Origin of the sequence: Frigoribacterium sp. PhB160 (assembly GCF_003751785.1) — a bacterium.
Taxonomy (GTDB): Bacteria; Actinomycetota; Actinomycetes; order Actinomycetales; family Microbacteriaceae; genus Frigoribacterium.
Genome location: NZ_RKIE01000001.1, coordinates 973,220 through 997,378, shown reverse-complemented (window position 1 = coordinate 997,378; position 24,159 = coordinate 973,220). Strand labels below are relative to the sequence as shown.

18 protein-coding genes are annotated in these 24,159 nt (G+C 73.7%); 6 read left to right on the top strand and 12 right to left on the bottom strand.

Going from position 1 to position 24,159, the window contains the following annotated elements; translation table 11 throughout:
• Positions 1–30 precede the first annotated feature (30 nt).
• Together EDF38_RS04710 and EDF38_RS04705 are read right to left on the bottom strand one after the other, a co-directional pair.
• Positions 31–1,449, bottom strand: coding sequence for a phosphomannomutase/phosphoglucomutase (locus EDF38_RS04710; protein ID WP_123354195.1), 1,419 nt, complete (start codon positions 1,447–1,449; stop codon positions 31–33).
• Complete coding sequence (locus tag EDF38_RS04705; protein WP_123354194.1) at positions 1,442–1,651, bottom strand: DUF3499 family protein; 210 nt, start codon at positions 1,649–1,651, stop codon at positions 1,442–1,444. The genes EDF38_RS04710 and EDF38_RS04705 overlap by 8 nt, the downstream gene beginning before the upstream one ends.
• Before the next feature lie 72 nt (positions 1,652–1,723).
• On the opposite strand from EDF38_RS04705, the gene EDF38_RS04700 reads away from it, so the two are divergent.
• Positions 1,724–2,173 carry a metallopeptidase family protein gene (locus tag EDF38_RS04700; RefSeq protein WP_123354193.1) on the top strand — a complete coding sequence of 150 codons (450 nt, stop codon included), beginning with the start codon at positions 1,724–1,726 and terminating at the stop codon, positions 2,171–2,173.
• A 37-nt stretch (positions 2,174–2,210) separates the two neighbouring features.
• Here the strand turns inward: EDF38_RS04700 and EDF38_RS04695 are convergent, their stop codons facing one another.
• From EDF38_RS04695 to manA, 5 genes are all read right to left on the bottom strand, one after another.
• Positions 2,211–3,620 carry a DUF5719 family protein gene (locus EDF38_RS04695; RefSeq protein ID WP_123354192.1) on the bottom strand — a complete coding sequence of 470 codons (1,410 nt, stop codon included), beginning with the start codon at positions 3,618–3,620 and terminating at the stop codon, positions 2,211–2,213.
• Positions 3,613–6,447 carry a glycosyltransferase gene (locus tag EDF38_RS04690; protein WP_123354191.1) on the bottom strand — a complete coding sequence of 945 codons (2,835 nt, stop codon included), beginning with the start codon at positions 6,445–6,447 and terminating at the stop codon, positions 3,613–3,615. The genes EDF38_RS04695 and EDF38_RS04690 overlap by 8 nt, the downstream gene beginning before the upstream one ends.
• A gap of 164 nt (positions 6,448–6,611) precedes the next feature.
• Entirely contained in the window at positions 6,612–6,908 is a 297-nt protein-coding gene (locus EDF38_RS04685) for a WhiB family transcriptional regulator (protein WP_233572216.1), read from the bottom strand.
• A gap of 323 nt (positions 6,909–7,231) precedes the next feature.
• Complete coding sequence (gene galE, locus EDF38_RS04680; RefSeq protein ID WP_123354190.1) at positions 7,232–8,191, bottom strand: UDP-glucose 4-epimerase GalE; 960 nt, start codon at positions 8,189–8,191, stop codon at positions 7,232–7,234.
• Positions 8,192–8,273: 82 nt separating this feature from the next.
• Positions 8,274–9,440 (bottom strand): mannose-6-phosphate isomerase, class I, encoded by a 1,167-nt coding sequence (manA, locus tag EDF38_RS04675; RefSeq protein WP_123354189.1) that lies wholly within the window; start codon positions 9,438–9,440, stop codon positions 8,274–8,276.
• A gap of 202 nt (positions 9,441–9,642) precedes the next feature.
• Between manA and EDF38_RS04670 the strand changes: the two genes are divergently transcribed.
• The 3 genes from EDF38_RS04670 to EDF38_RS04660 all read left to right on the top strand — a co-directional run bounded on the left by EDF38_RS04670 (position 9,643) and on the right by EDF38_RS04660 (position 13,543).
• The gene (locus EDF38_RS04670; protein WP_123354188.1) at positions 9,643–10,839 is read left to right on the top strand and encodes an acyl-CoA dehydrogenase family protein; all 1,197 of its coding nucleotides are present in this window, start codon (positions 9,643–9,645) and stop codon (positions 10,837–10,839) included.
• Between the two features lie 68 nt (positions 10,840–10,907).
• On the top strand, positions 10,908–12,233 hold the full coding sequence (locus tag EDF38_RS04665; RefSeq protein WP_123354187.1) for an O-antigen ligase: 1,326 nt from the start codon (positions 10,908–10,910) through the stop codon (positions 12,231–12,233).
• Positions 12,230–13,543, top strand: a complete 1,314-nt coding sequence (locus EDF38_RS04660) for an exopolysaccharide production protein (protein ID WP_123354186.1) — start codon at positions 12,230–12,232, stop codon at positions 13,541–13,543. Before EDF38_RS04665 ends, EDF38_RS04660 begins: the two co-directional genes overlap by 4 nt.
• A 27-nt stretch (positions 13,544–13,570) precedes the next feature.
• On the opposite strand, the gene EDF38_RS04655 is transcribed toward EDF38_RS04660, so the two are convergent.
• Together EDF38_RS04655 and EDF38_RS04650 are read right to left on the bottom strand one after the other, a co-directional pair.
• A complete protein-coding gene (locus EDF38_RS04655) occupies positions 13,571–14,365 on the bottom strand; it encodes a polyprenol monophosphomannose synthase (protein ID WP_123354185.1) in 795 nt (264 codons plus the stop codon).
• A 71-nt stretch (positions 14,366–14,436) separates the two neighbouring features.
• Positions 14,437–15,507 (bottom strand): glycosyltransferase family 2 protein, encoded by a 1,071-nt coding sequence (locus EDF38_RS04650; RefSeq protein WP_233572214.1) that lies wholly within the window; start codon positions 15,505–15,507, stop codon positions 14,437–14,439.
• Between the two features lie 106 nt (positions 15,508–15,613).
• Here EDF38_RS04650 and EDF38_RS04645 point away from each other — a divergent pair, with 106 nt between their 5' ends.
• Positions 15,614–16,075 carry a GtrA family protein gene (locus tag EDF38_RS04645; protein WP_123354183.1) on the top strand — a complete coding sequence of 154 codons (462 nt, stop codon included), beginning with the start codon at positions 15,614–15,616 and terminating at the stop codon, positions 16,073–16,075.
• On the opposite strand, the gene EDF38_RS04640 is transcribed toward EDF38_RS04645, so the two are convergent.
• From EDF38_RS04640 to EDF38_RS04630, 3 genes are all read right to left on the bottom strand, one after another.
• Positions 16,057–18,099, bottom strand: a complete 2,043-nt coding sequence (locus EDF38_RS04640) for a hypothetical protein (RefSeq protein WP_123354182.1) — start codon at positions 18,097–18,099, stop codon at positions 16,057–16,059. The genes EDF38_RS04645 and EDF38_RS04640 overlap by 19 nt on opposite strands.
• A 53-nt stretch (positions 18,100–18,152) precedes the next feature.
• Complete coding sequence (locus EDF38_RS04635; RefSeq protein WP_123354181.1) at positions 18,153–20,231, bottom strand: hypothetical protein; 2,079 nt, start codon at positions 20,229–20,231, stop codon at positions 18,153–18,155.
• 152 nt (positions 20,232–20,383) lie between these two features.
• Positions 20,384–21,409 (bottom strand): glycosyltransferase, encoded by a 1,026-nt coding sequence (locus tag EDF38_RS04630; protein ID WP_123354180.1) that lies wholly within the window; start codon positions 21,407–21,409, stop codon positions 20,384–20,386.
• A gap of 141 nt (positions 21,410–21,550) precedes the next feature.
• On the opposite strand from EDF38_RS04630, the gene EDF38_RS04625 reads away from it, so the two are divergent.
• The gene (locus EDF38_RS04625; RefSeq protein WP_123354179.1) at positions 21,551–24,106 is read left to right on the top strand and encodes a glycosyltransferase; all 2,556 of its coding nucleotides are present in this window, start codon (positions 21,551–21,553) and stop codon (positions 24,104–24,106) included.
• Positions 24,107–24,159 lie beyond the last annotated feature (53 nt).

Sequence of the window (24,159 nt, the reverse complement as noted above, 5' to 3'; positions counted from 1 at the left end):
TCGCGACCGACCCGGTCACGTCCGAGCCGGTCACGCCCGGATGAGCGCGAGGACGGCGTCGCGGAGGCGCTCCATGCCGGCGGGCGTCGCCGCCTCGGCGTTGAGGCGCAGCAGCGGCTCGGTGTTCGACGGGCGGACGTTGAACCACCAGAACCCGTCGTCGTCCGAGCCCGAGATCGTGAGGCCGTCGAGCTCGTCGAGGCGGCCGCGCGAGGCGTACTCGTCGACGATGCGGGCGTAGGCGGCGGGCACGTCGGTGACCGTGGAGTTGATCTCGCCGCTCGCCGCGTACGGGGTGTAGCGGTCGGTGAGCGTCGACAGCGGCTCGTCCTGGTGGCCGAGCTCGGCGAGCACGTGCATCGCGGCGAGCATCCCGTTGTCGGCGCCCCAGAAGTCGCGGAAGTAGTAGTGCGCCGAGTGCTCGCCGCCGAAGATGGCGCCGGTGGTGCGCATCTCGTCCTTGATGAGCGAGTGGCCGACGCGGGTGCGGACGGCGGTCGCCCCCGCCGCCTCGATGGCCTCGGGGACGGCACGCGAGGTGATCAGGTTGTGGATGACGGCGATCTCGGCGTCGGGCTCGGCGGCGCGCACGCGCGCGATCTCGCGCACGGCGACGATGGCCGCGACGGCCGAGGGGGTCACGGCGGCCCCGTTCTCGTCGACGACGAAGCAGCGGTCGGCGTCGCCGTCGAAGGCGAGGCCGAGGTCGGCGCCGTGCTCGACGACGGCGGCCTGCAGGTCGACGAGGTTGGCCGGCTCGAGCGGGTTCGCCTCGTGGTTCGGGAAGGTGCCGTCGAGCTCGAAGTAGAGCGGCACGATCTCGAGGGGCAGCTCGGGGAGGCCGGCGGCGACGCCGAGCACGGCGGGCACGGTCATGCCGCCCATGCCGTTGCCCGCGTCGACGACCACCTTCAGCGGCCGGACGCCGGCCAGGTCGACGAGGCCGCGCAGGTAGCCGGCGTAGTCGGCCAGGGCGTCGTACTCACGGATCGAGCCCGGCTCGGCGACGGGCTGCACGCCCTCGGCGAGGTACGAGGAGGCGCGGTCGCGGATCGAGGCCAGCCCGGTGTCGAGGCTGATGCCCTGGGCCCCCGCACTGCTCATCTTGATGCCGTTGTAGGTGGCCGGGTTGTGGCTCGCCGTGAACATCGCGGCCGGGGCGTCGAGCGAGCCGGAGGCGAAGTACGACTCGTCGGTCGAGCAGAGCCCGAGGGCGACGACGTCGGCGCCGCGGGCCCGGGCGCCGCGGGCGAAGGCGGAGGCGAAGGCCGGCGACGAGTCGCGCATGTCGTGGCCGACCACGAGCTCGCGGCCGGCGGCCCCGATCTCGTCGGCGAAGGCCGCGCCGAAGGCCTCGACGACCTCCTCGGTCAGCTGGCTGCCGACGAGGCCGCGCACGTCGTAGGTCTTGACGAAGGCGGAGAGGTCGACGGTCGGGTCATCAGTCATGGCGCAAATCTACCCGGCGCAGCACCTCCCACCCCTGCGGCACCGACAACGACGACGCGTGTCGGGCACAGAGGTCGTAGCCGTGCGGCTCGACGCGGTCGCTCAGCGGGCCGACGACGACCATCGAGTCGGAGTAGACGTACGTCAGCGTGGCCGCCGCCTCCTCGTGGCACGCGACCTTGCTGCAGGGACGTCCGTTCATCGCCCGTCACCCTACCCGGCCGGTCCCGCGCCTCCCTCGGCGGTGCTCCCCCGGCCGGGCTAGCATGGCGCGATGGCCAGGTCACCGCGCGTCCGAGTCACCGACCGGTCCCGGCACCGCGACCGGCACGGCCGGGGGCTCCGCTCGTCGGCCGCCGGGCCGCACCTGCCGTTCCTCCGCACCCGGGTCGACGTCTTCGACGACATCGTCGCCGCCACGGCCGACTACCTCCGCGAGCTGTGGCCCGACGAGCTCGACGGGGTCGCCGTCGAGGTCGCCGCGCTGCCGCCGGCCGCGGGCGAGGACGAGGTACGGCGCTGGCTGGTCGACCCGGTCGCCCGACGCATCGTGCTCTACCGCCTGCCCATCGAGCGGCTGACGCCCGTCGCCGAGTCGCGGCGGCTGCCCGACCCCGAGTGGCAGCACCGCTCGGTCGTCGAGGGCTGGGTGTTCCGGGCCGTGGCCGACCTGCTCGGCAAGGACCCGTGGGAGCTGGCTCCCGACCGCTGGCGCGACCGCTGACCACCGGCCACGGCATCGCCGCAGCCCGGACGCGCGCCTACGGGTAGACGGTCACCGGGGTCGACGCCGGCAGCGGCGACGCCACCGACCAGGCGGCGATCGCGCCGTCGCCGTCGAAGGAGACGCCCGCGCGCAGGCCGTCCGCGTCGCGGAGCTCGACGACGTCCCGCTGCGCCACCTCGACCGTCACGGTGCTGCCGCCCGGCACCTCGACCTCGCGCTCGTCGTCGCCGACGACCGCGGTGGCCGTGACGACGTCGCGCGACGGGTTGCTCAGGGTCAGGCGCGGCCCGGGGCCCTCGGGCACGCGGACGAGCGTGTCGCCGCGGAGCGCCGACGCCGACGAGGCCCACGACAGGTCGATCGCGCCGTCCTCCGACACCGTCGACGTCCGCGCGCCGACGACGACCGGCACCGGCGAGCTGACGGTCGCGGTGTAGACGCCGTCCTCGAGGCCGTCGACGGGGACGTCCGTGACGCGGCCCCCCTCGACGCGGGTGCTGAAGGTGGTGCCGGTGCCGTCGTCGGTCGCGAGGTCGACCGTGACCTCGGCGCTCTCGTCGCCGGGGACCGCGACGCGGAGGACGCTCTGGAGGTCGCTCGTCGTCGCCTCCGAGAGGGCCTGCTCGAGCGCCTCGGAGCCGCGCACGACGATGCCCGGCACGACGGCCGTCGTCGACGGGCCCGCGGACCCGCTGACGACGTCGACGCCGCCCGGGTCGAGGGTGCGGACGACCGACTGCTGCAGGGTCGCCACGACGAGGCCGCCTCGGCTCTGCACGTGCACCACGGGCGAGAGGAGACCGGTCGCGAAGCCGCTGAGCGGCACGACGCGCTGGCTGCGCGGGGCGATGACGATGCCGTCGATGCCGGGCCCCTGCACCTCGCCGGTCTCGGCCGTGATGCCGAGGTCGACGGTCGCGTTGACGTCGGTCGGGTTGACGAGGGTGATGAGCGACACGCGGCCGGTCTCCGTCGACCCGCCCACGAGCCACGTCGAGCTCGTCGGCTCCGCGCAGGGCGACGAGGCGAAGCCGACGAGGTCGTCGGAGTCGACGGCCTGGCTCTGCGCGGCCGCGACGAGGGGCACCTCGCCGTCGACGACGGGCGCCGTGACCACCGCCGGGTCGGACCCGCTGCCGTCGGCGCCGGCGACCACGTCGACCGTGTCGTCGCCCGTGCTGGAGGCGCGCACGCCGGACGCGCTGCCGACCGAGCTCGCGGTGGTGGCCTGTTGGCCCTCCGCGTCGGACAGCCGGAGCAGCCCGCCCGCGCAGACCCGCTGCTGGTCGACCGGGTCGGGGGTCACGAGCTGCCCCGCCGGCACCGTGCGGAGCGTCGGCAGGGGCAGGGTGGTCGCGGCCGTGACGCACACGGCGGCCACGGCGACCGCGGCCACCCCCAGGGCGATGCGCCCGGCGGTCGAGGCGATGCGGCGGTCAGTCATCTCGCTCCTCGTCGAAGGTCGTGGCGGCCTGCTCGGCCTCGGGGACGCCCGCACGCGACCGGCGACGGCGCGGCGTGGTCGGGATGGCCAGGAGGAGCGCCGAGCCGAGGACGAGTCCCCAGGAGATCAGGACGATCGGCCGGAGCGGCCCGGCGTCCTCACGCTGCTCGCGTCCCTCGGACGCGTCCACGTAACGCCACAGGAGGCCGTTGGACGTGTCACCGACGGGCAGGAAGGTCGCGGTCCCGTCGAGCGCCTCGCTCGCCCGGCGGCCGAGGGCCGCCGCGTCGGCACCGGCGCGGTCGGCGTCGGTCAGCAGGACGAACCCCACGCCGAGCCGCTGGAGGTCGGGGGTGGGGTCGAACCCGCTGCGGCTCACGAGGTTGCCCGCGAGGACCGTGAGGTCGCGGGTGGTGGCGTCGAGTCGCTGGGACGTGGCGTCGAGAGTCGACTGGTCGTCGAGGGTCGCCCCCTGGCCGTGCTCGAGCGACACGGCGAGCGTCCCGTCGGGCTGGGGCGTCAGGACCAGGGTGCCGACGTCGGGGGTGGCCTCGGCCTCGGCGGTGACGTAGGCGGAGAGGATGCGGCCCGAGCTCGGGCGGACGTCGGCGGTGCCGACGAGGGACGCCACGATGAGCGGGGCGCCGACGGCGACGCTCGTCACCGCCGCCAGGACGCCGAGCGACGGCGCCGCGCGGGGCAGCCGGTCGAGGGTCGCCGTCGCGGCGCCGACGAGGCCCAGCAGGTAGAGGCTGAGGCCGCTGCCCGCCCACACGGTCGCGGTCTCGCTGCCGACGCCGGAGACGGACAGGTGGGTGGCGGCGACGGCGGTGGCGTAGCCGAGGAGCGCCGCCGCGAGGGCGGGCAGCGCCCGGTCGACCCGGCCGACGAACGGCGAGAGCACGGCGAGGAGGCCGAGCGGCGCGAAGGCGACCGCGACGACCACCGCCAGCTGGGCGGGCGGCAGGCCCGTGCCGGAGAGGGCCGCGGTCCAGCCCGAGAGGCCGGTCTCGGGCGACCCGACGAGCAGCTGGAGGGGCGAGGCCGGGGCGAGGCGCGACGGGACGCCCGGGTCGGCGAAGAGCCCCCACCAGGTGCCCCGCCCGATCTGCACCAGGGCCAGCGGCAGGAAGAGCGCGACCGCCGGCAGCGGCACGGCGAGGACGCGGTGCAGGCCGCGGGGCCGCACGACGAGCGACCCGAGCCACAGGACGAGGAGCGCCGGCAGCAGCGACGGCGCGGACGCCGCCACGAGGGCGAAGAGGAGCGAGGCCGCGGCGCCCGCGGCCCACGAGCGAGCCGCCCCCGCGAGGGCCCAGACGAGGAAGGGCAGGGCGACGTGAGCCACCACGGCCCCCAGGTGCCCCGACTGGAGGGCCGCCCAGAGCGGCGAGGCGAGGGCGTACGCGGCCGCGGCCACCGCGGGCACCCATGAGCGCGACGTCAGGCGACGGGCGGTGAACCAGGCGCCGAGCGCCGAGACGGGCAGGGCGAGGAGGTAGACCCCGAGCACCGAGGTCGACGGCGACCAGGCGGTGATGCTGCCGAGCACGGCGACGACGACCGCGAACGGGTCGGAAGGACCGACGAAGCCCACCCCGATGTCGCGCTGGCCCCAGCCGACGGACTGCCAGAGGTCGGCCACCGAGGTGCTGAGCGGGAGGAGGCCGCCGCCGGTCACCGCGGGCTCGCGCAGCAGCTCGAGGAAGGCCACGACGCCGACGACCGCGGCGAGGACGACGACCCAGAGACCGCCCGAGCCGATGAAGCTCGCCCGGGGGTCGGCCGCGTCCTCCCCGTGGGCGACGAGCGCGTCGCGCTCCGTCACGCGGCGTTCGCGGAGCTGGTTCCAGGTGGCGCGGAGCGGCTCGACCGCCGCCCAGCCCACCGAGCGGGTGCGTGCGAGCGACCGTCGGGCCTGCGCGATGCGCGTCCCGCCGAAGGCGGCGCGCAACGCGGTCGCGAACTCCCCCGGCACCGCGCCCGGGTTCTTCGTGAGGAGGTGCCAGACGCTGCGCACGACAGCGAGGGGCACGAGGCTCAGCCAGTGCAGCGGCAGGGCCCATGCGGGGGCGTAGACGAGGCGGCGGTGGAGCTGGGCCGAGCGGTGGAGGCGCGTGCGGCGCCCCGTGCTCGGCGGCTCGTGCCCGAAGTCCTCGGGCGGCCCGTCGCTGGCGACGCGCGCGTCGGGCACGAGCACGACGCGGTGGCCCGCCAGGCGCGCACGGACGGAGAAGTCGAGGGCGGCGTCGACGTGCGGCAGGCCCGGGTCGAACCCGCCCAGGGCGACCCAGACGCTCCGTCGCACCAGCATGCCGCCGGCCGCGACGCCGAGCACGTCGTCGCGCGAGTCGCGCTGTCCCTGGTCGAGCTCGCCCTGCACCAGCGGCATGGACGCGCCGTAGCGCGTCATCGTCTCGCCGAACTCGGCGATGACGTCGGGCGCGTCCCAGCGCATCAGCTTGGGGCCGGCGACGGCGACCGAGGGCGAGACCTCGACGGCCGCCATCAGCTGCTCGAGCGCCCGGTGGTCGGGGGCGTTGTCGTGCCCGAGGAACCAGAGCCACTCGTCGTCGTCGGGTCCCGCCGGCGCCGAGACGCGGACGCCGTGCCCGAGGGCCTCGGTGAGCGTGCGGGCGGTGGGCGCGCTGGTGAGCTGTGCGGCGCCGCTGAGCGAGAGCCGCCCCGCCGCGCCGTCCGAGCCCCCGGTGTCGACGACGACCAGCGCCTCCGGGGGGCGGGTCTGTCGCGAGAGCCCGTCGAGGGTTCGGTCGAGGTAGGTCGCTCCACCAGGGGCGACGAGGATCGCTGTGACTCTCGGCTGCATGACCTGAGCAGCCTAGGTCGACGACCTCGCCCGCGCGCCGCGCCGCGCCGCCTGCCCTGTTCCTGTGAGGGGTCGATGACCAGCGGTGCCGGGCGCCCAGCCCGGGACGCACGACGGCGCGCGACCTCGGGGAGGTCGCGCGCCGTCGTGAGGCGTCAGGGGCGTCAGGCCCGCTTGCGCAGCTTCCGCCGCTCGCGCTCGGACAGCCCGCCCCAGATGCCGAAGCGCTCGTCGTTCTGCAGCGCGTACTCGAGGCACTGGGCGCGGACGTCGCACGAGGCACAGATCTTCTTCGCGTCGCGGGTGGAGCCGCCCTTCTCGGGGAAGAAGGCCTCGGGGTCGGTCTGCGCGCAGAGGGAGTCGGCCTGCCAGGCGAGCTGGTTCTCGTCGTCGTCGAGGACGACCTTGCGGACCCCGGGGACGCCCAGCTGCACCGGGTCGACGTGCCAGTCGTCGGGCACGCCACGGCTCACGGGGCCTCGGCTGACAGGTACCTCGGCACGGATCCCGTCGACACGGTTCTCGTTGATCGCCACAGCACCTCTCCCCTCGTCGTTCGCCCCCACGACCGGCTGCGATGGACCAATTACACCGGTGTAGTTCGGTCACGTCAAGTCGAGGCCCAATAAACCCTGGACCCTTCATCGAGGGTCAAGCGGGCTCCGGCGTGTCGGGGTACGATCCGGCGGCCGTGGGGCACGGCGACGCCGCACGGGTCGCCGACGGACGCCCGGAGGCGCGGGTCGGCCCCGAGGACCCCCGCGCCCCGAGGCGCCGGCGTCCGTCAGCCGCGGGGCGCCGCGGCCCAGGCGCTCGAGACCATGTCGAGGAGGGTGTGGCGCATCTGCCAGTCGAGGTCTCGGGCGGCCAGGCTCCCGTCGGCGACGATCCGGTCGGGGTCGCCCGGGCGGCGGGGGCCGATCTCGGGGGTGAAGTCGACGCCGGTGCCCTCGGCCATGGCGTCCATGATCTCGCGGACCGACACGCCGCCTCCGGACCCCAGGTTGTAGGCCGCCTCGACGGGCTCGCCCGCGTCGAGGCGCCGCGCGGCCGCGACGTGCGACACGGCCAGGTCGGCGACGTGGACGTAGTCGCGGACGCACGTGCCGTCGGGCGTGTCGTAGTCGTCGCCGTTGATGCGGGGCACGCGGCCCGCCGCGAGCGCGTCGAACACGAGGGGGAAGAGGTTGTGCGGGCTCGCGTCCCAGAGGTCGGGAGCGCCGGAGCCCACGACGTTGAAGTAGCGGAGGCTCGTGTGGCGGAGGCCCTCGGCGACGGCCTGGTCGCGCAGCAGCCACTCGCCGATCAGCTTGCTCTCGCCGTAGGGCGAGGCGGGCGCCTTGGGCGTGTCCTCCGTGACGAGCTCGGTGGGCGGCGTGCCGTAGACCGCGGCGCTCGAGGAGAAGACGACGGCGTCGACGCCGGTGCGCCCCATGGCCGAGAGCAGCCGCTGCGTGCCCGTGACGTTCTGTTCGTAGGTGTGCAGCGGCCGCTGGACGGACACGCCCGCGTACTTGTAGCCGGCGACGTGCACGACGCCGGTGACGTCGTGCCGGCCGAGGGAGTCGACGAGGAGCTCCTCGTCGAGGATGCTGCCGCGGACGAAGGGGACCCCCTCGGGCACGAACTGCTCGAGGCCCGACGAGAGGTCGTCGTAGACGACGGCGTCGACGCCCGCCCGGACGAGCTCGCGGACGACGTGGGACCCGATGTACCCGGCACCGCCGGTGACCAACCATGACATGGGCTCAGCCTAGCCAGCGCCCGGGGCCTCCCCCGCCGGACGGCGTGCGCCCGGCCGGGCGGGTCCGACGGGCCGACCCGCCTCAGGCGGGCGTCGCGACGTAGAGCTCGCCGTCGCCGGTGACCGCGAGGCGCACCTCGTCGGGCGTCACGAAGGCCGATTCGCCGCGGCGGAGGCGGATGGTGCCGTCCTGGCCGGCGACCTGCACCTCGCCCTCCGTGACGAGCACGATGCTCGGCCCGCCGATCGCGACGACCGCGCCGTGGCCGGCGGGCCGGGCACGGAGCAGGGCGAAGCCCGTGCCCGCCGGCTCGAAGCGCTCGACGCCGGGGGCGACCTCGCGCGGCTCGAGCCGCGGCACGGGCAGGGGGTCGAAGTCGAGCACGCGCAGGAGCTCGGGCACGTCGACGTGCTTGGGAGTGAGTCCGCCGCGGAGGACGTTGTCGGACGGCGCCATCAGCTCGACGCCGAGGCCGCGCAGGTACGCGTGCACGTTGCCCGCGGGGAGGAAGAGCGCCTCGCCGCGACGGAGGGTCACGCGGTTGAGGAGGAGGGCGACGACGACGCCCGGGTCGCCGGGCCACCGGGCCGCGAGGTCGGCGACCGTGGCGACGCTCGCGCTCGGGTCGGCGACGGCGGGCGCGAGCTCGGCGACGGCGTCGATCACCCGACGCGACTCGTCCCCGCCGTCGAACAGCCAGGAGAGCGTCGCCTCGAGCGAGTCGGAGACGCTGCCGCGGAGGGCGTCGAGCCGTCCCGTCCCGGCGTCGAGCGCCGCGACGTCGCGGAGGGTCTCGGCCGGCTCGCGGAAGCCGCAGAGCGCGTCGAAGGCCTCGCTCAGCGCGACGATGATCTCCGGCTTCGCCGAGCGGTCCTTGTAGTTGCGCGTGGGGGCGTCGAGCGGGACGCCGGCCGCGTCCTCGGCGTCGTAGCCCTCGCGGGCCTGCTCCGGGGTCGGGTGCGCCTGGATGGAGAGGGGCTCGTCGGCGGCCAGCACCTTGAGGAGGAAGGGCAGCTCGGTGCGGCCGCGGCCGAGCGCGCGCTGCGGCTCGGCCCGGAACCAGTCGGCCAGCGTGTCGGCGCCGTGCACGACGGCGGGGGCGACGACGACGCTCGGCGACCCGGGGTGCGCCCCCAGCCACAGCTCGGCCTCGGGGCGCCCGCTCGGCGCCCGGCCGAGCAGCTCCGCGATGGCCGTCGACGAGCCCCAGGCGTAGTCGCGGGGCGTGTTGGTGATGGCGAGGAACATGCTCAGACCTGCTTGTCGAGTTCGGGCTTGGGCCCCCTCTACAAAGGCGTCGGGGCGCCGAGGGAGGGGCGTTGGTCAAAACTACCAACCCCGTTGCCCCGCCGTGGCGGCCTGCCTAGGCTCGCGTCGTCCCGAGCGGGGACGACGACCCATCGGGGCCGTGCCCGCCCGGCACCCCCGTCACGGAGCAATGGAGCACCCCATGTCGACAGCCACCCTCACCTCGTTCAGCACCCTCGCGAGCGACTTCTACGGCTTCGAGGACCTCCTCACCGACCAGGAGAAGTCGCTGCTGGCCGACCTGCGCCGCTACCTCGACACCGAGGTGCGGCCGATCGTCAACGACCACTGGTCGCGCGGCGAGTTCCCCCGCCAGATCGTGAAGGGCCTCGCCGACCTCGGGCTGTTCGCGCTGCCGTGGGAGGAGACGCGGCCGTTCGAGAACTCGGCCGTCTTCCGCGGCTGGGTCGCCCTCGAGCTCGCGCGCTGCGACGCCTCCGTCGCGACCTTCGTCGGCGTGCAGAACGGGCTGGCGATGGGCTCGATCAGCGTCGGCGGCTCGCCCGAGCAGCGCGCCGAGTGGCTCCCCCGCCTCGCCAGCGGCGAGCTGGTCGGGGCGTTCGGCCTCACCGAGCCGCTGTCGGGCTCCGACTCGGCGCAGGGCCTCCGCACCGTCGCCGTGCGCGACGGCGACGACTGGGTGCTCAACGGCAGCAAGCGGTGGATCGGCAACGCGACCTTCAGCGACGTCACGATCATCTGGGCGAAGAGCGCCGAGGACGGCCAGGTCAAGGGCTTCATCGTGCCGACGTCAACCCCGGGGTACGAGGCCACGAAGATCGAGGGCAAGCAGAGCCTCCGCATCGTGCAGAACGCCGACATCACGCTCACCGACGTCCGCGTGCCCGACAGCCTCCGCCTGCAGCAGGCGAGCTCGTTCCGCGACACCGCGGCCGTCCTCCGCCTGACGAGGGCCGACGTGGCGTGGGCCGCCGTCGGCAACATGGTCGGCGCCTACGAGGCGGCCCTCGCCTACGCCGGAGAGCGCGTGCAGTTCGGCAAGCCCATCGCGAAGCACCAGCTCATCCAGGACCTCCTCGTCAAGAGCATCGGCAACATCACCGCCTCGATCGGCATGGTGGTGCGGGTCTCGCAGCTCCTCGACGAGGGCACGCAGCGCGACGAGCACGCCTCGCTCGCCAAGGCGTTCACGACGGCCCGCATGCGCGAGACCGTCGGCTGGGCCCGCGAGGTGCTCGGCGGCAACGGGATCGTGCTCGACTACGACGTCGCCCGCTACTTCGCCGACGCGGAGGCGCTCTACAGCTACGAGGGCACGCGCGAGATGAACACCCTCATCGTCGGTCGTGCCATCACCGGCCAGGCCGCCTTCGTCTGACCCGCACGCGGCCCCGGCCGCCCGGCCCCGGACCCGGGGCGCGGCCGGGGTCGTCTAGCCTTGCCTCCATGACGACGACGCTCCCGGCGCGCCGTGCCCCCGCCGCCCCGCCGGCCCGCACGGGCACGCTCTTCGCGACCCTCGTCTTCCTCGTCCTCTTCGGCGGCGACGTGCTGCGCAACGGCACCGGCTGGTGGGGCTGGGGCCTGACCTGCGGCGCCATGGTGATCGCGGCGGCCGTCGTCGTCGTCCGGCACCCGCCCCGGCTGCGGAGCCTCCCGCGCCTCCTCGTGCTCTGGCTGGCCTTCGCCGTCGCGTCGCTCGCCTGGTCGCAGTACCCGGTCGCGAGCGCCATCGGCGTCGGGGCCACCCTCGCGACGACCCTCGGGGCGGTGGCCGTGACCTCGTCGCTGCCGTGGCCGCTCATCGTGCGGGCGCTGGGGCGCGCCCTGCGGATCCACGTCGTCGCCTCCCTCCTCTTCGAGGTCGTCGTGGCGGCGTTCGTCCGGAGTCCGGTCTGCCCCGTCTACCTCGACTGCTCGGGCGGCGTGCCCGACGCCTTCTTCTGGTCACGGGCCGAGCTGCTGACGGGCGGGCGGGTGCAGGGCCTGCAGGGAAACAGCAACATCCTCGGCATCATGGCGCTGCTCGCCCTCGTCGTCACGCTCGCCCAGGCGGCCGACCGCGTCGTCGGGCGGGCCGAGGCACGCGTCGGGTTCGTCGCGTCCGTCGCGGCCCTGCTGCTGACGCGCTCGGCGACAGCCCTCGCCTGCGCGGCCGCCGTCGCCCTCGTGCTGCTGCTGATCGTCCGGCTGCGGCGCACGGAGCCGGCCCGGCGGCCGCGCGTGTACGGCGTCGCCGCCCTGGTGGTCGTGATCGGCGCGGCCGTCGTCGTCGCGGCCCGCGGCCCCCTGCTCGCCCTCGCCGGCCGGAGCGGCGACCTCACCGGCCGCACCGACATCTGGGCGTCGGTGCTCGACCTAGGCGTGAAGCACCCGGTCGTCGGCTGGGGCTGGGTCAGCTACTGGATCCCCTTCGTCGAGCCCTTCACCGACCTCGCCGAGCGCAACGGGGTCGTCTACCTCCAGGCGCACGACGCGTACCTCGACGTCTGGTTCCAGCTCGGCTGGATCGGCCTGGCGCTCTTCGCGATCGTCGTCGTCGGCGTCGTGCTGCGGTCGTGGTCGTGGGCGACCGACCGTCGCGTGCTCGGCGTCGACAGGGTCGCCCCGTGGCGGGCCCTCGACCTGCTGCCCGCCCTGCTGCTCACCGCCCTGCTCGTGCACGGCCTGACCGAGTCGCGCCTGATCGTCGAGTGGGGCTGGGCGACCTTCGTCGTGCTCGTCGTCGTCACCCGACGCGACGCCTACGGCTGGACGGACCACGACCGGTGAGCCGGGCTGACGGGTCGTCGCGACGCGACCCGCTGCGGCGCTACCTGTCGGCGTGGATCGGCTTCTCGGCCGGGGGCCAGTTCTCGCAGGCCCTCTCGGTCGCGATCGTCCTCTTCGCCTTCAGCACGCAGGCCATCCGGTCGGTGATGGGCTGGCCCGGCGCCCTCGCCGTGCTGGCCACGCTCATCGTGCTCGCGGCCCTGTCGCTGTTCGGCGCCCGGCACCACGTCGAGTGGCACGGCATCCTGCCCGTCTCGCTCATCGCGCTCTTCGGCTTCATGGGACTCAGCGTCTTCTGGAGCGAGTACACCTGGGTCACCGTGGGGGGCGCCTCCTACGCCCTGGGGTTCGGGGCGCTGGGCATCTACCTCGCCCTCGGCCGCGACCTCGTGCAGGTCGTGCGGGCGTTCGGCGACGCCCTGCGCGTGCTGCTCGTCGCCTCGATGGCCCTCGAGGTGCTGAGCGGGCTGCTGATCGACCAGCCGATCCGCTTCCTCGGCATCCAGGGCAACCTCGCGTTCGGCGGCCCGGTGCAGGGGCTGTCGGGCACCCGCAACTACTTCGGCTTCGTGGCGGCGCTCGCCCTCGTGACGTTCGTGGTCGAGTTCCTCACGCGGTCGGTCCCCCGCCGCCGGGCCGGGGCCTCGATCGCCCTGGCGGCGGCCGCGGTGCTCTTCGCGCGCTCCCCCGTCACGGCCGTGGCCGTGGTGGCGCTCCTCGTCGCGGGCGTGGCGCTGAACGCCCTCCGCCGAGCACCGGCCGCACGGCGACCGGTGATGCAGATCGTGCTGGCGGTGCTCGTGGTGCTGGGCGGGGTGCTGGCCTACGCGGGCCGCACGCGCCTCCTCGAGGGCCTCGGAGCCGGCGGCGACGTGTCGGTGCGCGTGGCCCTCTGGGCGCGCATGCGGGTGCTGACCGGCGTCAACGACATCACGGGCTGGGGCTTCGTCGGGCAGTGGCCGGACGAGATCTTCCCGTACTCGACCGTCATCGCGCCGGGCGGGCGGCCGTACGCGACGGGGCTCAACGCCTTCCTCGACGTCTCGCTGCAGCTCGGCCTCGTCGGGCTCCTGCTGCTCGTCGCGGCGGGGACCCTCGCGTTCGTCCGCAGCTGGGCCATCGCGTCGGCCCACCCGATCGTCGCCTACGTGTGGCCGGCCCTCGTGCTCGTGCTCGTCGGCGTGACCGCGGTCGGCGAGAGCTTCCTGCTCTTCGAGGGCACCCTCATGACGTTCGTGGCCATCGCCACCATCGCGGCCCGCAAGCGGTCGTGGCGGCAGCGCCTGGCGCAGGCCCCGCAGCGACGGTAGGAGGCGCGGGTCGTCCCCGCCCCCGCCTCAGCCCTCGTCGACGACCCAGGCCGGGCCGGGCCGACGCCCGAGCAGCGTCGCCAGCCGCCGCTGCAGCCCCCATCGCGTGACGCGGGCCATGGCCTCGACGACGATCGCCTGGCTCATCTTCGACTCGCCGATCTCGCGCTCCCGGAACTCGATCGGCACCTCGACCACCGTCCCGCCGCCGTCGAGGGTGCGGAGCGTCATGTCGACCTGGAAGCAGTAGCCCTTCGAGTCGATGCTCGAGAGGTCCATGGCGCCGAGGGCGGCGCGCGTGTAGACGCGGAAGCCCGCGGTGACGTCCTTGAGCCGCAGGCCGAGGGCCAGGCGGGCGTAGAGGTTGCCGCCGCGGCTGAGCACCTGACGCGAGACGGGCCAGTTCACGACCGAGCCGCCCGGCACCCAGCGCGAGCCGATCGCGAGGCTCGGGGTGCCCGGGGCGTCGCCGGAGACCCGGGCGATCATCTCGGGGAGGGCCTCCGGCGGGTGCGAGCCGTCGGCGTCCATCTCGATGACGAAGGCGTAGTCGCGCTCGAGGCCCCAGCGGAACCCGAGCACGTACGCCGAGCCGAGCCCGAGCTTGCCGGTGCGGTGCTCGACGTGGATGCGCCGGTCGTCCGCCGCCATCCGCTCGGCCAGCTCGCCGGTGCCGTCGGGGCTGCCGTCGTCGACCACGAGCACGTGGATCTCGGGCACGGCCGCGAAGAGGCGGCCGAGGATGATCGGCAGGTTGCCGACCTCGTCGTAGGTGGGGAGGACGACGAGGGCACCGGCGCCGGTGGGGGCGTGGGGAGGCATGAGCGTGTGGTCTTTCGTCGTGGGGGCGGCTCGGGACGGAGCTCGTCCAGCCTGGCAGCGCTCGCTGGGGATCAGCGGGTGACGGGGCGCTCGGCGGCCCTCGTCGAGGCGGGGCCGCGATCCGTGGCGACGCCGGGTGCGGGTGCGGGGTGGTCGCCGGCCTCGTCGACGGAGGCGACCGGGTCGAGGCGCCCCTGGGCGGCCTCGCGCAGCGGGGCCCCGAAGCCGAGGTAGACGAGGCGGGACGACTCGCGCCGCGACCTCGTGATGCCGTCGAGCACGAGGCCGACCGACCAGGTGAGGAAGGCGATGATCATGAGCGACGCCGCGAGGAACGCCGTCGGGAAGCGCGGGACGAGGCCGGTCTCGCCGAACTCGACGAAGAGCGGGATCGCCAGCAGGACGCTGACGAGCGCGAAGACCGCCCCGACGACGCCGTGGAACGCGAGCGGACGCTCGTAGCGGATGAGGTGGCCGATCAAGGAGAGGATCTTGACGCCGTCCTTGACCGTGCTGAGCTTGCTCTCGCTGCCCTCGGGCCGGTCACGGAACCCGACCTCGACCTCGCGCTGCGGCACGCGCAGGTTCATGCTGTGCACGGTCAACTCGGTCTCGATCTCGAACTCGCGCGACAGGGCCGGGAACGACTTGACGAAGCGCCGGGAGAAGATGCGATAGCCGCTCAGCATGTCGGTGACGGGCACGCCGAAGAGACCGCTGACCAGCCGGTTGAAGGCCTTGTTGCCGGCCTCGTGGCCCGGCCGGTACGCGGAGCTCGACGGGTCGAGCTCGCGCCGGACGCCGAGGATGTGGTCGTAGGGCCCGTCGAGCAGGGCCTCGATCATCGCCGGGGCGTCGTCGACGTCGTACGTGTCGTCGCCGTCGATGAGCAGGTAGACGTCGGCGTCGATGTCGCTGAAGGCCCGGCGGACGACGTTGCCCTTGCCCTTGCGGTGCTCGTACCGGACCGTCGCGCCGGCGGCGCGCGCCAGCTCGTCGGTGCCGTCGGTGCTGTTGTTGTCGTAGACGTAGACGTGGATGCCCGGGACCGCCGTGAGCAGGTCGGTGACCACCTTGGCGACGGTGTGCGCCTCGTTGTGGCACGGCACGACGGCGGCGATGACGAGGTCGTCAGTGGTCACGGTATGGTCCTCCGGGGCAGGCCGCTCGCGGAGCGGTCGGGGCGGAGCCTTTCCGCCCCGAAGACGGTAGCAGCCCCGTCGCCCACCACGAGCCCGGGAGGCCCCCATGTCGCGACTGACCCAGGCCCTGTCGGAGCACCTCCGGCGCGGCAGCACCTTCCTCGTCATCGGCGGGATCGGCTTCCTCGTCGACGCGGCCGTCTACAACGGCCTGGTGTTCTGGGCCGGGCAGGGCCCGTTGTTCTCGCTGCCCCTCGTCGCGAAGGTCGTGGCCATCGCGGTGGCCAGCGTCGTGACCTACCTCGGCAGCCACTTCTGGACCTTCCGCGACCGCAGCTCGGCGGTGTCGGCACGGTCGTTCGGCGCGTTCCTCGCCGTCAACGTCGTCGCGATCCTGCTGCAGCTGGCGTGCCTCGGGTTCTCGCGGTACGTGCTGGGCCTCGACGGTCCCGTCGCCGACAACGTCTCGGGCACGCTCGTCGGCCAGATGCTCGCGACGGCGTTCCGCTACGTCGCCTACGGCCGGTGGGTCTTCCCGGCCGCGACGCCTCAGCGGTCGACCGCGTAGATCCAGAGCCGCGAGGCGCCCTGGCGGGTGTCGTCGACCGTCGTGAGGCACGACTCGTCGAGCGCGACGTCGGAGAGCACGTACCCGACGTGCTCCCGCGCGAAGTCGCTGCAGCCGTCGAACGTCAGCAGGATCTGGTCCCGCTGCGGGTTCTCCGCGTCGGGCTCGCCGACGCCGGGACGCCAGTTGACGTTGGCGAGCCTGTTCCAGATCTGCTCCTCGTCGCCGTCGGGGTCGATCTCGTCCCACATCTCCTCCGGCGGGTAGGTCTGCACGCCGTTGTAGGCCTCGACGCCCGACTCGACGAGGAGCGCCGTCGGCACGTACGACCCCACGCCGACCCACGCGGCGTCCGGGTCGTCGCGGCGGATCTCCTGCACCTGGCGACCGGCGTCGGTCTCGGTCAGGTCGAAGACGCCGCGGTAGACGGGGTTGACCGCCGCACCCACGACGAACGACGCGGCGAGGAAGCTCGCGGTGCCGACCAGCAGCCACCGCCGCGAGACGGCGACGACGGCGACGACGAGCAGCACGGCCACGAGCCTCCAGGCACCCGACGTGCCGAGCACGGGCGACTCCTCCCCGCGGAGCTGCCACCAGATGGCCAGGACCGCCGCCGAGGCCAGCGCGCCGGCGAGGAGGGCGATCAGCCAGGGGCTGCGGTCGCCGTCCTCGTCGCGCCGTCGGGCGAGGAGGGCGACGAACACGACGTTGAGGACGTCGAACGCGAGCTTCGAGCGGGCCGCGGTCGTGCGGTCGAGGAAGAGCAGGTGGGCCACCGCGTCCCAGCCGGGGACGAACAGGAAGGCGAGGAACACCCCGACCAGCACGACGGCGGCCACGAGCGGCCAGTCCAGGCCGCGGGCCGACCGCCGCGACCGGACGATCGACCACACGGCCGGGACGACGAGGAAGAGCGAGAGGAGGAGCGGCGCGGACGACTCGGACGCGTTCGGCGCGAAGATGCCGGTCACGTCGCCCTGCAGGGCCCGCTGGAACGGCCCGGAGAACAGCGCCGACAGCCCCAGCTCGCCCTGGGTGCCCGTGCGCTCGACGCGCTGACCGGGGTAGACGGTGCCGAGGACCGCCTCGACCGTCCCCAGGCGGGTGGCGACCCACGCGCCGAGAACCACGACGGCCCCGACCGCGGCCGTCACGAGCGGCAGCAGCGCCCGGAGCACGTCGCGGAGGCGTCGCGGGGACCGGAGTTCCGTCACGAGCAGGCCGAGCGTCACGCCGACCACGACCACGGCGGGCGGGACCAGGTAGGGGATGTAGATGCTCATGGCCACGGTCACGCTGAGGTACCCCGCCGCGGCGGCGGCCCCCCACCGGACCATGCGGCGACGGGTCCGCAGCAGCACGACGACGGCGGTCAGCACCGCGAAGGCCCACGCCACCGGGAGGATGGTCGTGGGCAGGAACCACCACTGGATCATCGGCGACAGGGCGAGGGCCGAGACGAGGGCGGCGGCCGTGAGCGGCCGCCGGGGAGCGACGACGACGACGAAGGCGTAGGCGGCGACGAGCAGGAACGTCATCGGGAGCCACCAGCGGACCGCCATGCCCTGCTCGAGGGGCAGGAGGAGGAACCCGAGGACGTGCGGGCGGAAGAGGGACGACCAGTCCCACGACGGCAGGTCGTTCTGGATGGTCGCGTCCATGCCGCCGGGCAGCGTCCCGTTGACGGCCGGGAAGCCCTGCTGCGACTGCGAGACGATCCAGCTCGACTGCACCAGCCACTCGTCGCTGCGGATGCCGCGAGGGGTGCCCGCGAGCAGGTCGGGATCGGCGCCCTGCCCGAAGGACTGCCACCAGACGCCCGTCGAGCTGCCGGAGACGCCCAGCACCACCAGGACGACCGTGCCCAGCACGACGACGATCGGGAACCACAGCAGCACCCACGCGGCGGGGAGGCCGGAGGCGCGGGGCGCGGTGGCGACGGTCAGCCGGGTCTGCAGCCCAACGGCGAGGGCGAGCGGGCCACGAGCCGCGCGCGACCCTCCGGTGGTGCTGGTGGTCACGTCGTGCTCGTTCCTCGTCTGCTCGGGGCCGGGCCGTCCCTCGGCCGCACGGGTCAGCGGACGAGCACCGACTGGCAGCCCAGGAGGGCGTTCGACCCGCCCTTGAGGTTAATGCCGTACGCGCAGAACGTGTGCTGACCCGCCGAGGCGGCGAAGGTCACGTCGATGCCGTGGGCCGCTCCCGCGGAGGGGTGCGCCCGCGCGACGTCCGGACGCGAGGCGGCGGCCGTCGTCGAGGCGACGCCCCGGCTGCCCTCGTAGACGTCGACGCGGAGGCTGGTCCGCGGCTGGTCGGGGTCGAAGGTCCAGCCGGCGACGGTCGCCGTGCCGGCCGAGCGCGACGACACGTCCATGCCGCCCACGGGGGACGCCCCGGTGACGGTCACGGTCTGGCAGCCCAGCAGCGCGTTCTGGCCGGCGCCGACGTTGATCGCGTAGGCGCAGACCTGGTGGCGTCCCGCGGCGAGGGACAGCGCGGCGGTGATGCCGTGGTCGGGACCGGCCGAGGGGTAGGCCCGTCCGACGTCGGGACGACGGACGTTCGCCGTCGTGCTCGCGGCGCCCTTGCCGTCGACGTAGAGGTCGACGCGGAGCGGCTTTGCCGTGTCGGGGTCGATGGTCCAGCCGCGCACCGTGGCCGTCGAGCCGGAGAGCGAGACGTCCATGCCCCCGAAGGGCGACGAGTCGGCGACCTTGACGGTCTGGCAGCCGAGGAGGGTGTTGCCCCCGCTCCCGGCGGCGTTGATGCCGTAGGCGCAGACCTGGTGGGTGCCGCCCGCCGCGGCGAAGGTCGTGGCGATGCCGTGGGCGTCGCCGTAGCCCTTCCAGGCGCGGCCGACGTCGGGCCGGCTCGCGTTCGCCGTCGTGCTGGCGGCCCCCTTGCCGTCGACGTAGACGTCGACGCGCGTCGGGGCGGTGGTGTCGGGGTCGATGCTCCAGCCGCCGACGGTGATGCTGCCCTTGCCCTTCGACGTGGCGTCCATGCCGCCGAACGGCGCGCCGGTCGGCAGCGTGACCGTGCCGCAGCCGAGGAGGGAGTTGCTGCCGGGACCGACGTTGATGCCGTAGGCGCAGACCTGGTGCCGCCCGCCCGAGAGGGCCAGGGTGGCCGAGATGCCGTGGTTCGAGCCCTTGTCCGGGTAGACGGCCCCGACGTCGGGGCGGCTGGCGGACGCCGTCACCGCGGCCTTCGGGGCGCCGTCGACGTAGAGGTGCACGCTGATCGGGTTCTTCGTGTCGGGGTCGATGGCCCAGCCGCCCACGGCGACCTTGCCGGGCCCCGCCGTGCGGACGTCCATGCCGCCGAAGGGGTCGATCTGGCCGGTGGGGGTGCCGAACCAGTCGTTGAAGTAGACCCAGAAGTTGCGGTTGCCGTAGGCGGAGCAGGCGTCGCCCGTGCCGCGGAGGTTCGACAGCGCCGCCGTGTTGGGCGTGTAGGGCGTGTAGTAGTAGAGGTTGGCCGTCGCCTGGTTGCGGACGTAGACGGACTTGGTGCCGCACGCCGCGTTCGGCGAGTAGAGCACGGGGTGCGTGGCCCCCGGCCGGTACTGGGTGAAGTAGGCGCTCGTGCCCGCGGGGTTCGCGTAGCGCTTGAACTGCCACGCGGCACGGTAGAGCTGGTTGTAGACGCCGGCGTAGGTCGGGTCGCAGCCGCCGTTGGCGGAGTCGGGGCAGGCGTACCCCATCGCGCGCTCGAGGCGGGCGTCGCTCGGACCCTTGGCGATCTGGCCGGAGACGAGCGACTGCTCCTTCTGGAGGGTCACGAGCAGCACCTGCGGGTTGACGCCGCAGGCGGCGCCGACCTTCGCGATGATGCGGGACACCCGCTCGCCCGACGCGCCCTGGTAGGCCCCGCACATGGCGTCGGCCTTCCGCGAGGTCGTGTCGACGCGCTTCGCGCTGAGGCAGTTGGAGTTCGTGCACGCGCCGATGCGCTGCTCGAGGAAGGACTGCACCTTCGCCTCGTCCATCGCGCGGCCGTTGAAGAACACGGCGTCGCTGATGATGAAGCCGGGGTCGAACTCGGCGCCGGAGAGCGCCTCGGCCCGGTCGGGCGACACCGCCGCCGAGAAGCCGACGAGACCGGCGGAGACGACCGCGACGGCCGCCAGCATGGCCATGAACTTCTTCACCTGAACGCCTCCCTCTGGGCGTCGACGAGGGGACGTCCCCCCGGCCGACCGGACGTCTCGGTGCTCCCGCCCCGTCCGCGCGGAGACGATCACGCCCCCGACCGGGACAGGCTAACCCACGGGGTGAGCCGGGCGGGAGCCCCCCTCACCCCCTAGTCCGGGTGTCCCCCGAACCAGATCCTCTCGAGATCGCGCGGTCGCACGACGGCCGCGCGCCGGGCGGACCTGCCCGCCCGACGTGCCCGGACGACCGCCGGCACCGCCTCGAGCACGAGCAGGCGACGATGCCGCCCGTCGAGGTAGGGCACCCCGACGAGGTCGCGGAGGAGGCGCAGGACCGTCCGGAGCACGACCCGCGCCAGGAGCCGCCGCGAGCCGTTGCGCGCCGTCACGACGAGCCGGTTGCGCATGCTGCGGTACCGCACGAGCTGCCCCGAGCTCGACGAGCTGCCGGCGTGCCGGTGCACGACCCGGGCACCGGGCTCGTAGCCGACGCGGTGGCCGGCGAGGCGCAGCCGCCACGACACGTCGACGTCCTCGTAGTACATGAACAAGGAGGGGTCGAAGCCGCCGACCGACTCAAGCGCCGGGCGCCGGAGGAACACGGCCGCCCCGGAGAAGGCGAACGGGTCGTCGCCGGCCGACGCGGTGCCCGCCGGGGCGAGCCAGTCGCGGTCGACGCCGTTGGCGGAGGCGTCGACGACCACCCCGGTCGAGTTGACGAGCTCGACGCCCTCGTCGCTCCGGCGCCACGCCGCGCCGCCGAGGGCGACGAGGTCGTCCGTCGACCGGTCGTCGTCGACCCGGCGGAAGGCGCCCTCGAGCACCACGTGGCCGGCCACCGCCGCGAGGTCGGGCTCGGCGGCGAGCCGCGCGAGCCCCCGCTCGACGAAGTCGGGGTCGGGCACGGCGTCGTTGTTGACGAGCACCAGCACGTCGCCGCCCGCCCGGGCGGCGCCGGCCGCCACGCCGCCGGCGAAGCCGGTGTTCCGGGCCTCGGCCACGACCACGACGGCGGGGAACTCGGCGGCGAAGGCCTCGGCCGCGCCCGGCCGCGCCTCGTTGACGACGAGCACCAGCTCGAGGTCGACACGGCCCCGCTGGGCCTCGAGCGCGGCGAGCGCCCGTCGGGTGAGCTCGGGTCGGTGCCAGTCGATGACGATGACGGAGGCGCGCATGGCGTCGATCCTCCCACCGGCGCGCGGTCGTCCGACGCGGTGGTGCCGGGCGACGAGCAGGGCGAGCCGAGACCCTGCCGTTATAGTGAGGTCGCCCTCCCGGGGCACCACCCCCGTCGTCGACGTCTTGGAGTTCGCGTCTTGTCTGTTTCCACGTCGAGCATCGTCTCGGTCGTCATCGTCAACTTCCGCGGCACGGACGACACCCTCGAGTGCGTCTCCCGCCTCAACGACGTCGACTGGCCCACCGCCCAGCTCGAGATCGTCGTCGTCGAGAACGGCTCCGGCGACGACAGCCGCGAGCGCCTCGAGGCCGCCCTCGGCAGCCAGGAGAACGTCCGCATCGTCGTCTCGAAGGAGAACCTCGGCTTCACCGGCGGCAGCAACCTCGGGGCCTCAAAGGCCAAGGGCGAGTTCGTCGCCTTCCTCAACAACGACGCCAAGCCGCACCCCGACTGGATCACCGAGGGCCTCGCGCAGTTCAACGTCAGCCCGCGCGTCGCCGCCGTCGGCAGCAAGGTGCTCGACTGGGAGGGCAAGGCGATCGACTTCGTCCAGGGCAGCCTCACCTGGTTCGGCATGGGCTACAAGGACCGGGTCACCGAGCTCGACAACGGCGACTTCGACACCCCGAAAGACCTGTTGTTCGGCACGGGCTCGGCGCTCTTCGTCCGCAAGTCGGTCTTCGACGAGGTCGGCGGCTTCGACGAGCGCCTCTTCATGTTCTACGACGACGTCGACCTCGGCTGGCGGCTGAACATCCTCGGCTACCGGGTGCGCTTCGCCCCGCAGTCGATCGTCTTCCACAAGCACCACGGCTCGATGAAGAGCTTCGGCGAGTACCGCGAGATGTACCTGCTCGAGCGCAACGCCCTCATGCTGCTCTTCAAGAACCTCTCCGACGAGAGCCTGGCGAAGTTCCTGCCCGGCGCCCTCGCGCTGCTCGCCCGCCGAGCGGTGGCGAAGAGCGGGCTCGACTCCGAGTCGTTCGACATCCGGCGGTTCGTCGGCGCGGCCGACGAGTTCGAGCCCGAGACCCCGGTCTCGAAGGACACGGTCGCCGGCCTCTTCGCCCTCGACCAGTTCGTCAAGGAGCTGCCCGAGCTGCAGCAGACCCGCGACGACCTGCAGGCCCGCCGCACGAAGACCGACGCCGACGTGTTCCGGCTGTTCGGCGACATCTTCAAGCCGCTGTTCGGCGACCCGTACTACCTCGAGGGCTTCCGCTCGATCGTCGACGCGTTCGAGATCCGCGAGCACACCGAGCGCACGAAGGTGCTCGTCATCACCGGCGACGCCATCGGCGACAAGATGGCCGGCCCCGCGATGCGCGCCTGGAAGATCAGCGAGGCGCTCTCCGAGCACAGCGACGTGCGCCTCCTGACCTGGAACGTCGCGGCGCGACGCTCCGACCAGTTCGAGGTCGCCCGCGTGCGCCTGCAGAACGAGCACGAGATGAAGCAGCACGAGGAGTGGGCCGACGTCATCGTGTTCCAGGGCCACGCCCTGCACCACTTCACGACGCTCAAGCGCTCGTCGAAGATCATGGTCGCCGACATCTACGACCCGATGCACCTCGAGCAGCTCGAGCAGGGCCGCGAGTGGGGCCTCGCGCAGTGGAAGAACCAGGTCGCCTCGGCGACGGACGTCCTCAACGAGCAGCTGCTGCGCGCGGACTTCTTCCTCTGCGCCTCCGAGCGCCAGCGGCTGTTCTGGCTGGGTCAGCTGGCCGGGCTCGGCCGCATCAACCCCGAGAACTACGCCGCCGACGAGAACCTCGAGAAGCTCATCGCGATCGCCCCGTTCGGCATGGACTCGACCCCGCCGAAGCACGTCCGCAAGGCGATCCGCGGCGTCGTGCCGGGCATCGGCGAGGACGACAAGGTCGTCATCTGGGGCGGCGGCATCTACAACTGGTTCGACACGATGACGCTGATCCGCGCGATCGCCCAGCTCGCCGAGCGTCGTCCCGACGTGCGCCTGTTCTTCCTCGGCGTCGCGCACCCGAACCCCGACGTGCCCGAGATGGCCATCGTGTCCAAGACGCGCCAGCTGGCCGCCGAGCTCGGCGTCGCCGGCAAGAACGTGTTCTTCAACGAGCAGTGGGTCGCCCTCGACGACCGGGCCAACTACCTGCTCGAGGCCGACGCGGGCGTCAGCACGCACTACGACCACATCGAGACCACCTTCTCGTTCCGCACGCGCATCCTCGACTACATGTGGGCGAACCTCCCCATCGTCACGACGCGCGGCGACAGCTTCGGCGACCTCGTCGGCGCGGAGGGCATGGGAGTCTCCGTGCCCGAGCGCGACGTCGACGCCCTGGCCGACGCCCTCGAGTCGGTCCTCTACGACCCCGAGGTGACCGAGGCCACGCGGGCGGCCGTGTCGCGGGTCCGCGAGGACTTCACGTGGGAGAAGGCGCTCGCTCCCCTGGTCGAGTTCTGCCGCGACCCCCAGGTCGCCCCCGACCGGGCGCTGGAGAGCACCCCGGTGACCGTCGTCAAGGCCGCTCGCGGCAAGGTGGCCCGGTCGAGCGAGGAGAAGTTCCACGAGATCGCCAACCGTCGCCACGGCCTCGGCCGCGACCTCGCGCTGGCCCGCCACTACGTCACCGAGGGCGGCGGCGTCGAGGTGCTCAAGGGCAAGGTGCAGAACCGCCTCGCGACCATGCGCGCCAGCAAGTACGGCAAGTAGCCCCCCGCGCGCCCTGCCCCGCTCCGTCCCGACGGAGTGGGGTAGGGTGCTCC

Excerpts from the sequence above, each read along its gene's own strand:
- EDF38_RS04710 (WP_123354195.1), bottom strand. The coding sequence starts at position 1,449 with ATGACTGATGACCCGACCGTCGACCTCTCCGCCTTCGTCAAGACCTAC.
- EDF38_RS04705 (WP_123354194.1), bottom strand. The coding sequence starts at position 1,651 with ATGAACGGACGTCCCTGCAGCAAGGTCGCGTGCCACGAGGAGGCGGCG.
- EDF38_RS04700 (WP_123354193.1), top strand. The coding sequence starts at position 1,724 with ATGGCCAGGTCACCGCGCGTCCGAGTCACCGACCGGTCCCGGCACCGC.
- EDF38_RS04695 (WP_123354192.1), bottom strand. The coding sequence starts at position 3,620 with ATGACTGACCGCCGCATCGCCTCGACCGCCGGGCGCATCGCCCTGGGG.
- EDF38_RS04690 (WP_123354191.1), bottom strand. The coding sequence starts at position 6,447 with ATGCAGCCGAGAGTCACAGCGATCCTCGTCGCCCCTGGTGGAGCGACC.
- galE (WP_123354190.1), bottom strand. The coding sequence starts at position 8,191 with ATGTCATGGTTGGTCACCGGCGGTGCCGGGTACATCGGGTCCCACGTC.
- manA (WP_123354189.1), bottom strand. The coding sequence starts at position 9,440 with ATGTTCCTCGCCATCACCAACACGCCCCGCGACTACGCCTGGGGCTCG.
- EDF38_RS04670 (WP_123354188.1), top strand. The coding sequence starts at position 9,643 with ATGTCGACAGCCACCCTCACCTCGTTCAGCACCCTCGCGAGCGACTTC.
- EDF38_RS04665 (WP_123354187.1), top strand. The coding sequence starts at position 10,908 with ATGACGACGACGCTCCCGGCGCGCCGTGCCCCCGCCGCCCCGCCGGCC.
- EDF38_RS04655 (WP_123354185.1), bottom strand. The coding sequence starts at position 14,365 with ATGCCTCCCCACGCCCCCACCGGCGCCGGTGCCCTCGTCGTCCTCCCC.
- EDF38_RS04645 (WP_123354183.1), top strand. The coding sequence starts at position 15,614 with ATGTCGCGACTGACCCAGGCCCTGTCGGAGCACCTCCGGCGCGGCAGC.
- EDF38_RS04630 (WP_123354180.1), bottom strand. The coding sequence starts at position 21,409 with ATGCGCGCCTCCGTCATCGTCATCGACTGGCACCGACCCGAGCTCACC.